Genomic DNA, 11,173 nt, shown 5'->3' with positions numbered 1-11,173 from the left:
CGCCCTCAAGCCCTCGTGCTACCTTGAGGTGAACACATCTCCGCGATCCCGCGACGCGTTCGCGCCCGGGTGCTGCCAATAACGTGGCCCTCGACAAACGAAGAGGGCGCAGGGAATGCCGGGTGACGACCTCACCCATGGCCCGCCTGCAACAAAAAAAGCAGGCGGCAGTCACCACAGGTTCGGCCGGATCAACCGGCATTCCCTGCGCGATGGTTTTAACGGTTTCCTTCGTACTCTCCCCGGGGACCGGGCTTTCTTGCCCCCGTCGCAAGCGTGATGCGAAGCATCATCGCCAACTTGACCTCAGCGTCGGGAGGCCAGGACCATACGACTTCGCCGTCCGCGCAAGCCACGTTCGTCTCACGTTCGTCTGACGTGCCCTCCGCGTCCATCGCATCCCCGCCTCACGTGTCGTGACGACCGCGCGTACGTCCCTCTTCATCGAGGCGGGATGCGCGAGAAGATCGTTCCGATTTGCCCGACGCGGCAAGCGCTGATGCGTGCGGCAGATTGGCACGACGGGCATTTTAAGCATGGCGTGCATGCGGGAGTTGCCTGTCGCCGAAGGCGTAACGCGCCATCTTGTCGATTCATAACGGCAGATGACGATCCACCCTACGAGCTGATGATGTCCGTTGATCGGGGTAGACCGGAAGTGACTGGCCCTCGGTCAGAACGACGCGAATGATCCGAAGCGGATATCGGTTGCCTCCTCAGCAACCACATGCGCAGCCGCTTTAGGCCTTCCGTGAAGCTCAATTAAACGAGTAAGATGCCGTTCGCGTGAGCAGAGGGCGAACATGAGGCGGCGCGAGTTCATTACGCTTCTCGGCGGCACGGCGGCAACGTGGCCGCTTGCGGCTCGCGCGCAGCGAACCGAACGGGTGCGCCGGATCGGCGTCCTGACGTTCTCCGCCGAAAGCGACCAAGAAGGGCAGTCGTCGGTCGCGGCGTTTCGGGAGGAGCTTGCGAAGCTCGGATGGGTGGAGGGCCGCAATAGCCAGATCGAGATTCGCTGGGCGGCGGCTGACGTCGAGGTAATGAAACGATTCGCGAAGGAACTCGTCGCGCTTCAACCCGACCTCATTCTGACGAGCAGCACCCCCGCTACCGCGGCCATGCTCCAACAGACGCGTACGCTTCCCATTGTTTTCGTGATTGTCGCCGATCCTGTCGGCAGCGGTTTCGTCGAGAGCCTGCCGCGGCCAGCTGGCAACGCGACTGGTTTCACCCCCATCGTGACGTCGCTGGGTGGCAAGTGGGTGGAGCTGCTCAAGGAGATTGCGCCGCGGCTCGCGCGGGTCGCGTTATTGTTCAATCCGCCAACGGCGACGTTCGTTGAAGGTTATCTGGACCCATTCAGGTCCGCCGCTGCCGCCGCGCGCGCGGAGGCGATTATCGCACCCGTTAAGGACATGCCGAGCCTCGAATCCCTCATTGCCACAGAGGCACAACAGCCAGGTAGTGGCCTCGTCGTGATACCGGACGCCTTCACTATCCAGCATCGTGCGGAGATTATTGCGCTAGCTGCTCGCTACCATGTCCCTGCCATTTATTGGTCCCGCTCATTTACTGAAATCGGCGGCCTGATCTCCTACGGCCCTTATATCGTCGATGAGTACCGACGTGCGGCGGTGTACGCCGACCGCATTCTCAAAGGCTCGAAACCGAGCGAGCTTCCCGTCCAGGCGCCAGTCAAGTTCGAGCTGGTGGTTAACCTCAAGACCGCCAAGTCGCTCGGGCTTGATCTGCCGCCGTCGCTGCTCGCCGCCGCTGACGAGGTAATTGATTAGCCACGCTGTTGCTGCGGTGCATGAGTCCGCTATTGGGCACCAACCGGACCAACGGGGCCGGTCTGATGATGTCCGTTGATCGGGCTAGACCGGAAATGACTGGCCCACGGTCTGAACGACGCGAATGACGACTTCCCCCGGCGGTCAGACTTGATCATGTCGCTCCAGCGCGAATAAGGTTACGTTTCTAATTTAGAGAGAAACGTCCGATGAGCGAAATCGCTCTACCAGAAACGCGTTACGCGCTCAGCGGCGACGTCAACATCGCCTATCAGGTGATGGGCACGGGACCCCTAGATATTGTCATGGTCCCCGGTTTCATTTCACATGTCGAGTTCACGCATGAGCTGGCGGGGTATACGGCATTCTTGCGCCGTCTTTCGACTTTTGCCCGCGTCGTCACGTTTGACAAACGAGGCCAAGGATTATCCGACCGAATTTCAGGCGCGCCGTCACTCGAGCAGCGCATGGATGACGTTCGCGCCGTTATGGATGAGATAGGTTCACAACGGGCGGTGATCGTAGGATTCTCGGAAGGCTCCGCGATGAGCGTGTTGTTCGCCGCGACGTATCCTGAGCGCGTGATGCAACTCATTCTCTTCGGCGGCTTTGCTTTTCCAACGTTTCTGTCGAATGATCTGGAAGAAAGAGTTGCGCGGACCGTGAAGGCCTGGGGCACGGGCGAGATTATGAAGACCGTGATCCCCAGCCAGGCGGCAAATCAAGACGCTTTAAGCCAGTTCGCCAAGCTGGAACGGCTCTCAGCTAGTCCGGGCGCGGTCAGAGCGATCGCGTTGTTGAACGCTCAAATCGACATCAGATCAATACTTCCGGCCGTGCAGGTTCCGACACTTGTGCTACATCGTTCTGCAGACGTGCGCGTTCCAATCGAGGCCGGCCGCGATCTGGCGGCACGGATTCCCAATGCCAAATTCATCGAATATCCAGGCGATGATCACGCTTACTGGACCGGCGATACCGAAGCGTTGCTGGGCGATATCGAAGAATTCGTCACCGGGCATCGCGAAAGTTCATCGACTGAACTTGAGCGGGTCCTGGCCACGGTTCTGTTTACCGACATCGTCGATTCAACGCGCTCCGCAGCGACAATGGGCGATCAGGCATGGCGTCGATTGCTTGACAAGCACGACGAACTTGCGAAGCAGGTCGTCAAGAAGCATCGTGGGGCTTTGATCAAGACAACCGGTGACGGCATTCTCGCAACTTTCGATGGACCCGGTCGTGCCGTGCGATGCGCGCTGGCATTCGGGTCGGCCGCCAATCAAATTGGAATACCGCTGCGAGCTGGGCTTCACACTGGGGAGATTGAAGTTCGGGGCAGTGACATCGGTGGCATCGCAGTGCACGTAGCGGCCCGCGTCATGTCGCAGTGCCAATCTAGCGAGGTCCTCGTATCACGGGTGGTAACCGACCTTGTGGCCGGTGCGGGTCTGCAATTTTCCGAACGTGGATCTTACGAGCTTAAGGGCGTCCCGGGCCGATGGGACTTATTTGCAGCGAGCACCTAGTGCATGTCCGGGTTTGGCGCAAAGACGAAGCGCCGGATGCGTCGGGCAATGTCCGAGTTCGGAAGCAAAGCGGAAGGCATCCGCTCGCGGCGGGTATTTCGCATCTTGCGTCATTTCCGCTATCGCGCGGAATTGTTTGCAGGCGCAAATACACGGCATCGGTCAAGCCAATCTCACGCCTGTCATGAGTCGCGCGCATGGGTCCCAAAGGCAGCAACAAGTCGGCGCCTCGTCGTCGCCGCCGAACTACTTGGCCGGCAGATTGGTCCGGATGTGCAGCTCGCGCAGTTGCTTCGTGGTCGCCTCCGACGGTGCGCCCATCAGCAGATCCATGGCCTGCTGGTTCATCGGGAATAGCGAGATTTCACGCAGGTTCGTCGTGCCGCATAACAGCATGACGATGCGATCGACCCCGGCCGCCATGCCGCCATGCGGCGGCGCGCCGTACTGGAAGGCGCGGTACATGCCGCCAAAACGCTCGACGACGTCCTTTTCGCCATAGCCGGCGATCTCGAAGGCCTTCACCATCGCTTCGGGCCGATGGTTACGGATGCCGCCCGAAGCAATCTCGTAGCCGTTGCAGGTGATGTCATACTGGAACGCCTTGATGGTCAGCGGGTCCTGCCCGTTGAGCGCGTCCAGGCCGCCCTGCGGCATCGAAAACGGATTGTGCGAGAAGTCGACTTTCTTGTCTTCCTCGTTGTATTCGTACATCGGGAAGTCGACGATCCAGGCGAGCTCGAACCGTTCCTTGTCGATCAGGTTCAACTCTTCGCCGAGCTTTGTTCGCGCCAGACCAGAAAACTTCCAGAATTTTTCGGGGTCGCCGGCAACAAAGAACGCGGCGTCGCCTTCCTTCAATCCGAGTGCTGCGCGGATCGCAGCGGTGCGCTCCGGGCCGATGTTGTTGGCGAGCGGACCGGCCCCCTCGCCGCCTTCGCGCCACATGATGTAGCCAAGCCCGGGCTGGCCTTCGCCCTGCGCCCAGGAGTTCATCCGGTCGCAGAACGCGCGTGAGCCTCCGCCGACTCCGGGGATCGCCCAGACCTGGTTCTTCGGGTCTTCCAGCATCCGCGCGAACACCTTGAAGCCGGAGCCGCGAAAGTGCTCGGAGACGTCCTGCATCAGAATCGGATTGCGCAAATCCGGCTTGTCGGATCCGTATTTCCGCAACGCTTCCGCGAACGGGATCCGCGGCCAGGATTTGGTCACCGGCTTGCCCTTGGCAAACTCCTCGAACACGCCCGTGATGACCGGCTCGACGGCTGCGAAAACATCGTTCTGCTCGACAAAGCTCATTTCCAGATCGAGCTGGTAGAACTCACCGGGCAGCCGGTCGGCGCGCGGGTCCTCGTCGCGGAAACAGGGCGCGATCTGGAAGTAACGGTCGAAGCCGGACATCATCAAGAGCTGCTTGTACTGCTGCGGCGCCTGCGGCAGCGCGTAGAACTTGCCCGGATGAATCCGCGACGGCACCAGGAAGTCGCGCGCGCCCTCCGGCGACGAGGCTGTCAGAATCGGGGTCTGGAATTCGAAGAACCCCTGCTCTTTCATGCGCTTGCGCATGGAATCGACGATCGCGCCGCGGGTCATGATGTTCTGATGCAGTTTCTCGCGGCGAAGGTCGAGGAAACGGAACTTAAGCCTTATGTCTTCAGGATATTCCTGTTCACCGAACACCGGCAGCGGCAGCTCGCCGGCCGGGCCCAGCACCTCGATCTCGCTGACGTAAAGCTCGACCGCCCCGGTCGGCAGATCCGGATTCTCGGTACCGCCGGGACGGCGGCGCAACTTGCCGTCCATCCGCACCACCCATTCGGAGCGCAGCTTTTCGGCATCCTTGAACGCCGGCGAATCCGGGTCGGCGACGCATTGCGTCAGCCCGTAATGGTCGCGCAGGTCGATAAACAGCACACCGCCATGGTCGCGGATACGATGGCACCAGCCGGACAAACGAACGCTCTGGCCGATATCGCTGTCGCGGAGCGCGCCGCAGGTGTGGGACCGGTAACGATGCATGGCGACCTTAAGGGTTCAATTCGGAGGGAATCGGAAGGCGAGAGGCCGGTCCGAAGCGGCTGAGGGTTTACCCGAGGCGAACCGGCCGGGCAACCGACCTCTACGGCGTCAGTCAGCCGCGGAAACAAGGCCTTTAAGACAGTCATTCCGGGGCAATGCGAAGCATCGAACCCGGAATCTCGAGATTCCGGGTCTGGTGCTGCGCACCATCCCGGAATGACGCCCAATACCATAGCCTGCATTTTGGGTCAGACCCCTCAGGATGAGGGGATAAAGCGGTTATGACGTGGTAAGACACCGCGCGGCCGTTTTGGGCTCGAAAAAGCCGGCTCCCATGCCTATCTTGAAGGCCATGACGGTCCATTTCCCCTTCCAGAATACCTATGCGGCGCTGCCGGACGGCTTTTTCGCGCGTGTTGCGCCGACGCCGGTCGCTTCACCCCGGCTGATCAAATTGAACCGGCCATTGGCGCAACATCTCGGCCTCGATCCGGACTGGCTCGATAGCCCGGAAGGGACCGAAATCCTGGCTGGCCAGCGCATTCCCGACGGTGCGGAGCCGATCGCCATGGCCTATGCCGGCCACCAGTTCGGCCATTTCGTGCCGCAGCTCGGCGACGGCCGCGCCATCCTGCTCGGTGAAGTGATCGACGCCGATGGGGTCCGCCGCGATATCCAGCTCAAAGGTTCAGGGCCGACGCCATTTTCGCGCCGGGGCGATGGCCGCGCCGCGCTGGGCCCGGTGTTGCGCGAATACATCGTCAGCGAGGCGATGGCGGCACTTGGGATTCCGACCACGCGATCGCTCGCCGCCGTGGTCACCGGCGAGAACGTGATGCGCGAGACCGCGCTGCCGGGGGCGGTGCTGACCCGCGTCGCCTCCAGCCATATCCGGGTCGGGACGTTCCAGTATTTCGCGGCGCGCGGCGATACCGAGGGTGTGCGGCGGCTGGCGGATCACGTGATTGCCCGGCACTACCCGCAAGCGGCGAGCGCGATGCGCCCCTATCACGCGCTGCTGGAAGGGGTCATCGCCCGGCAGGCGGAACTGGTGGCGCGCTGGCTGCTGGTCGGCTTCATCCACGGCGTCATGAACACCGACAACACCTCGATCTCCGGCGAGACCATCGACTACGGTCCATGCGCGTTCATGGATGCCTACGATCCGGCGATGGTGTTCTCTTCCATCGACGAGCAAGGCCGCTATGCCTACGCCAACCAGCCGCGGATTGCGCTCTGGAACCTGACGCGGCTTGCGGAATGCCTGCTGCCGCTGCTGGCCGACGCGCAGGACAAGGCGATCGAGCAGGCGCAGGCCATCCTCGGCGAGTTCGCGGAAAAGTTCACCGCCGCCTATCAGGCGGGACTGCGCGACAAGATCGGTCTGTTCACGACGCGCGACGGCGACGAGGCGCTGGTGCAGGATCTGCTTGATGCCATGGCCAAAAACCAGGCCGACTTCACGCTGACGTTCAGGCATCTCGGCGAGGCCGCGCTCGGTGCCGATAACGATCACGAGGTACAGCAATTGTTCGCCGATCCCGCCGCCTATGACGAATGGGCGGTGCGCTGGCGAGCGCGGATCGGCGATGAGCCGCAGGCTGCGACGGCGCGGCGGACCGCGATGCGGGCGGTCAATCCAGCCTTCATTCCCCGCAACCACCGGATCGAAGAGGTCATCCAGGCCGCGGTCACCCGCGACGATTTCGCGCCGCTCGAAAAGCTTCTGACGGTGCTGTCGCGGCCCTACGAAGACCAGCCGGCCCTTTCGGAGTATGCCGAGGCGCCCGAGCCGCACCAGCGCGTGCTGCAGACGTTTTGCGGGACGTAAATCGTTAACCTTCCGTCGAACATTGGGCGCAAGCGACGGCACCCAGGGTCAGAAATTAACAAGCGGTCAATGGCTTCCCGACAAATCTAGCGGTTTGTTGGGGAGATTTTACCGTGGACGCGCTGGTATTTGAATTCATGGGACTTGCGATCCTTGCGCTTTGCGTCGTCGTGCTGGCGGTTCCCGCCTCGCGGCGGCCATCCGGCCGGCCCGCCAGCGACTACTGACCGGTCTCGTTTCCAGGGCGAAGGGTTTTGACCTGGTCTGAGCCGCCGTCGAATGCGGCCGCTGGCTGTTGCCTAGCGAAAAGGCGCTGGCGGACGCAGATTCAAGGCTCGAATCCACCGCAAGACCCTTGACATATCAGCGCTTTCGGCAGAACGCCGTTCTGAAAAAGCGTTATGGACCGTTCATGGATCTGATTACCACCACCACCGACCTCGCCGCCGTTTGCTCCCGCCTCGCCAAGCACCCGGTCATTACCGTCGATACCGAATTCCTGCGTGAGACGACCTACTATCCGCTGCTATGCGTCGTGCAGATGGCGAGCGCGGAGGAAGCTGTCATCGTCGATGCGCTGGCACAGGGCATCGACCTCAAGCCGTTCTTCGACCTGATGGCCGACGAGAAAGTGCTCAAGGTCTTTCACGCCGCGCGCCAGGATATCGAAATTGTCTGGCATCAGGCCGGGATCGTTCCGCACCCGATCTTCGATACCCAGGTCGCGGCCATGGTACTCGGCTATGGCGATTCCATTGCCTACGACCAGCTGGTCGAGCGCATTGCCGGCCACCGGCCGGACAAGACCCATCGTTTCACCGACTGGTCGCGCCGGCCACTGACCGAGGACCAGATGCACTACGCGCTCGCCGACGTCACCCATCTGCGCGACGTGTTCGCAGCCCTCGACGCCGATCTCAAAAAGCGCGGCCGCAGCGACTGGGTGAGCGAGGAAATGGAGGTGCTGACAAGCCCGAAGACCTACGACTTTCACCCCGAACGCGCGTGGGAGCGGCTGAAGACGCGGGTCCGCAAGCCGAAGGAACTTGCGGTGCTGATGGAAGTCGCGGCGTGGCGCGAGCAGGAGGCGCAGAGCCGGGACGTTCCGCGCAGCCGGGTTCTGAAAGACGACGCGGTCGGCGATATCGCCACCCATGCACCAACCAGCCTCGAGCGGCTGGCCAATCTACGCTCGCTGCCGAAGGGGTTCGATCGGTCGAAATGGGGCGCCGATATCGTCGCCGCCGTCCAGCGCGGCCTCGCGCGCGATCCCGCGACATTGCCGAAGATCGAAAAGCCCCGCAGCAATTCGAATGGTGCTGCGATCGTCGAGCTTCTCAAGGTTCTGCTGCGGATGACGTCGGAACGACACGCCGTCGCCAGCAAGGTGATCGCGACAGTCGACGATCTCGAGCAGATCGCCGCCGACGACGACGCCGACGTCGGCGCATTGCACGGCTGGCGCCGCGAGTTGTTCGGCGAAGCCGCACTTTCGCTGAAACATGGCCGGCTGGCGCTGGCCATCGAAAAAGGCAGGGTCGTCAGGGTCGACCGGAGCTAGAGCGTTTTCGAGCGAAGTGGATAGCGGTTCGCGTGAAGAAAACGCGTCAAAACAAAAGATTAGAGCGTTGGTTCTGATTCAATCAGAACCAACACTCTAGCGTCTTCGTTGTCCTCCGCGCGCAGAACCGGCCCGACAAGGCCTCGCACAGGAGCGCCGAGTTTATTGCGCTGCGTCGTCCGTAACGTTGTCCTCCGCCGCTTTCGTGGCTTCCGATACTTCCACCAGGACCATCGATAGAATATAAGCGCTGGTGGGTAGCTTTAGCTGGCGCGCTTTCTCGATCGCCGTCGAGATCGTGATAGCCAGTTCGTTGAGATCGTTTTCGGGGCTCGCCATCTGTTACTCGCTTTTGGAGCTCTCATTGTGAACATTGAAGATTCCGATCGTCCGGGCGACAAATTATTGCAGCTGCTCCGGGATAATCAGATCGACCTGAATGTTGTCGAAGGGCTGCGGCTTGTCGTCGCCTTCAGGAAGATCAAGGATCCCTGCGACCGCCGTACCCTCATTGAACTCGCCGAACGACTTGCAAGGTAGCCGCTGGCTGGTGGCGATGAATTTCGAATTTCCGATCATACCGTGATTCCGCTGCTTGCCTCGATGACATCGGAGCTCTCCTGAATTCCGGCGTAGTTGCCGATGACCCTGACGACCGCCTGCCTGTATGAAACGGCGTCGCCGGTGCCCGGACGCCTGCAGGCCACCGCATCGCTCACGATCTGGTACCGATGGCTGCGATGAAACCCGTCGATGGCGGTCGACAGAATGGTTTCGTCGAGGGAAAATCCCAACAGCACGCAGCGAATGCTCTTCATGTTCGACATGTATTCGGCGAACCGCGCCGAACTGTATGCCGACGGCAACGGATGCTCGAAGGTGAGTTCCCCCGGTTTCGGCCGGAGGTCGGCGATCCAATCCGTCAGGTTTGATGCCGGGTTGAACCACGCGGCCTGGGCGATCCGCTTCAGATGCATGATCGGCCAGAGATTGTTGCGCCACAGCGTCATCAGCTCCAGGCATCGCGAGGTAATGGCGCCGGCGTCCGCAATGAAGTGGCTGCGACCTTCGGTGAGATACTCGGCCTGAAGATCGGCGCATACCAGGATCGGCGGATCGTCATGCATGACGGCCATCACTTTTTTGATTTTTTGATTGGGGTTCATGTCTTGTCACGCGGTGCGCAGCGGAGATGTCGCCGCGCGGCCCGACGAACTCTCCAGGATGCCCGGCCTGTCCCAATCGCCCTCCGGCCGAATGATCACATAGGGATCGCTATCGAGGGTGATGGCATCGGCGGCCGGCTCGATATCGAGGATCATTTCGGTATAGGAGAAATCGGAGAAGACAATCTTTCGGTTGTGACCGAGCGGCTTGGCGCCAAAGTGCGCCCAGAAGTCCACCAGCCGGTCCTGCGCCTGGCCGTAGATCTTCTTGAACCCCTTGCGCTTGATGTAGTCGACGCTCGCCTGCACGAGCTTGAATGAAACCCGCGACCGGCGGAACTGATGGCGAACCGCCAGCCGCTCGACCTTGGCGAATTCGCCGAAAAATCGCACGCGCAGGCAACCGGCGGGTTCTGAGCCAACAAATCCGATGAAGTGCGCCGCTACCAGATCGTTGCCATCAAACTCTTCCTCGATCGGGCAATCCTGCTCCGCCAGATAGACCGCGGCGCGGATAGCGGTCACCAGCATAAGGTCGTTTAGATCGCGCGCGATACGGATCGAAATCGAACGCTGGCCCGGATTCGCCAGCGATGGGGGCCTACTGCCGTGCATCTGCAAAACTCCCTGCTGAGACAAAGGATGCCGGCATGTGCGGTGGGAGGCGGTTCCAGGGCCGCTCGTAGCACCAGAGATCCGGCTGGAAGCTCGGAATCTGCTTGAAGCAGGTCGCAACCAGCCAATCGCGTCCCGCCTTTGTCGTTGGCTGGGCGAAGCAATTGGCATTGACGTAGCGCGGCGTTCTCAAATGGGCGGCGACCTTGCCGTATCCGGCGATGCCACGGCCGACCGTCGCCATTGCCCAAATGTAGATGGCCGACACCTCGTCATCGCTTCCGGCCAGCAACCCGGTGTCCGGGCACGTCAACGAAATCTCATCCAGAAGGAGCGCGTCGTGTCCGCTTCTGTTGAGATAAAGCAGCGCGATCGCACCGAGCAATCTTTGCTGCCGGCTGAACGTCAGGATGCATTCGGGGTCGAACGCCAGGTATCTGCCAAGGATCGGGGCCGTCATCTGAATGCCGGGAACGAGGCGGTGGGCCATGTCCGCGAGGATCGGAAGCTCGGAGTGTCGCGCGAGCCGTACCTCGATATCCGAGTTGGTCGACAGTGAATCGAAATCGTGCCTTGCGGCAAAAGACACCCTTTCCTTAACCTGATCGCGCATCTATCGTCCCTCCTGCCCGTGGGCTGGAACCATAGCGGGCTGG

10 protein-coding genes are annotated in these 11,173 nt (G+C 61.3%); 4 read left to right on the top strand and 6 right to left on the bottom strand.

Features of this window, described 5'->3' with window-relative positions; all coding sequences use genetic code 11:
* Nucleotides 1–803 precede the first annotated feature (803 nt).
* Nucleotides 804–1,796, top strand: a complete 993-nt coding sequence (locus tag E8A46_RS06660) for an ABC transporter substrate-binding protein (protein WP_291558952.1) — start codon at nucleotides 804–806, stop codon at nucleotides 1,794–1,796.
* A 209-nt stretch (nucleotides 1,797–2,005) separates the two neighbouring features.
* A complete protein-coding gene (locus E8A46_RS06655; protein ID WP_291558950.1) occupies nucleotides 2,006–3,325 on the top strand; it encodes an adenylate/guanylate cyclase domain-containing protein in 1,320 nt (439 codons plus the stop codon).
* 246 nt (nucleotides 3,326–3,571) lie between these two features.
* Here the strand turns inward: E8A46_RS06655 and aspS are convergent, their stop codons facing one another.
* Nucleotides 3,572–5,344, bottom strand: coding sequence for an aspartate--tRNA ligase (gene aspS, locus E8A46_RS06650; protein WP_291558948.1), 1,773 nt, complete (start codon nucleotides 5,342–5,344; stop codon nucleotides 3,572–3,574).
* 352 nt (nucleotides 5,345–5,696) lie between these two features.
* Between aspS and E8A46_RS06645 the strand changes: the two genes are divergently transcribed.
* Together E8A46_RS06645 and rnd are read left to right on the top strand one after the other, a co-directional pair.
* Nucleotides 5,697–7,175 carry a protein adenylyltransferase SelO gene (locus tag E8A46_RS06645; RefSeq protein ID WP_291559013.1) on the top strand — a complete coding sequence of 493 codons (1,479 nt, stop codon included), beginning with the start codon at nucleotides 5,697–5,699 and terminating at the stop codon, nucleotides 7,173–7,175.
* Nucleotides 7,176–7,587: 412 nt separating this feature from the next.
* Nucleotides 7,588–8,736: a ribonuclease D gene (gene rnd, locus E8A46_RS06640; protein WP_291558946.1), complete on the top strand. Its 1,149-nt coding sequence runs from the start codon at nucleotides 7,588–7,590 to the stop codon at nucleotides 8,734–8,736.
* Nucleotides 8,737–8,898: 162 nt separating this feature from the next.
* Here rnd and E8A46_RS06635 read toward each other — a convergent pair whose 3' ends face one another.
* The 5 genes from E8A46_RS06635 to E8A46_RS06615 form a co-directional block, all read right to left on the bottom strand.
* Nucleotides 8,899–9,075, bottom strand: coding sequence for a hypothetical protein (locus E8A46_RS06635; protein WP_291558944.1), 177 nt, complete (start codon nucleotides 9,073–9,075; stop codon nucleotides 8,899–8,901).
* 63 nt (nucleotides 9,076–9,138) lie between these two features.
* The gene (locus tag E8A46_RS06630) at nucleotides 9,139–9,315 is read right to left on the bottom strand and encodes a hypothetical protein (protein ID WP_291558942.1); all 177 of its coding nucleotides are present in this window, start codon (nucleotides 9,313–9,315) and stop codon (nucleotides 9,139–9,141) included.
* The gene (locus E8A46_RS06625; protein WP_291559011.1) at nucleotides 9,312–9,875 is read right to left on the bottom strand and encodes an isochorismatase family protein; all 564 of its coding nucleotides are present in this window, start codon (nucleotides 9,873–9,875) and stop codon (nucleotides 9,312–9,314) included. Before E8A46_RS06625 ends, E8A46_RS06630 begins: the two co-directional genes overlap by 4 nt.
* A gap of 33 nt (nucleotides 9,876–9,908) precedes the next feature.
* Entirely contained in the window at nucleotides 9,909–10,517 is a 609-nt protein-coding gene (locus tag E8A46_RS06620) for a GNAT family N-acetyltransferase (protein ID WP_291558940.1), read from the bottom strand.
* Nucleotides 10,504–11,130, bottom strand: a complete 627-nt coding sequence (locus E8A46_RS06615; protein ID WP_291558938.1) for a hypothetical protein — start codon at nucleotides 11,128–11,130, stop codon at nucleotides 10,504–10,506. The genes E8A46_RS06620 and E8A46_RS06615 overlap by 14 nt, the downstream gene beginning before the upstream one ends.
* Nucleotides 11,131–11,173: the final 43 nt, after the last annotated feature.

Source organism: Bradyrhizobium sp. (assembly GCF_004799445.1).
In the GTDB taxonomy this organism is placed as follows: Bacteria; Pseudomonadota; Alphaproteobacteria; order Rhizobiales; family Xanthobacteraceae; genus Bradyrhizobium.
This window is presented reverse-complemented; position numbering and strand designations above follow the sequence as displayed.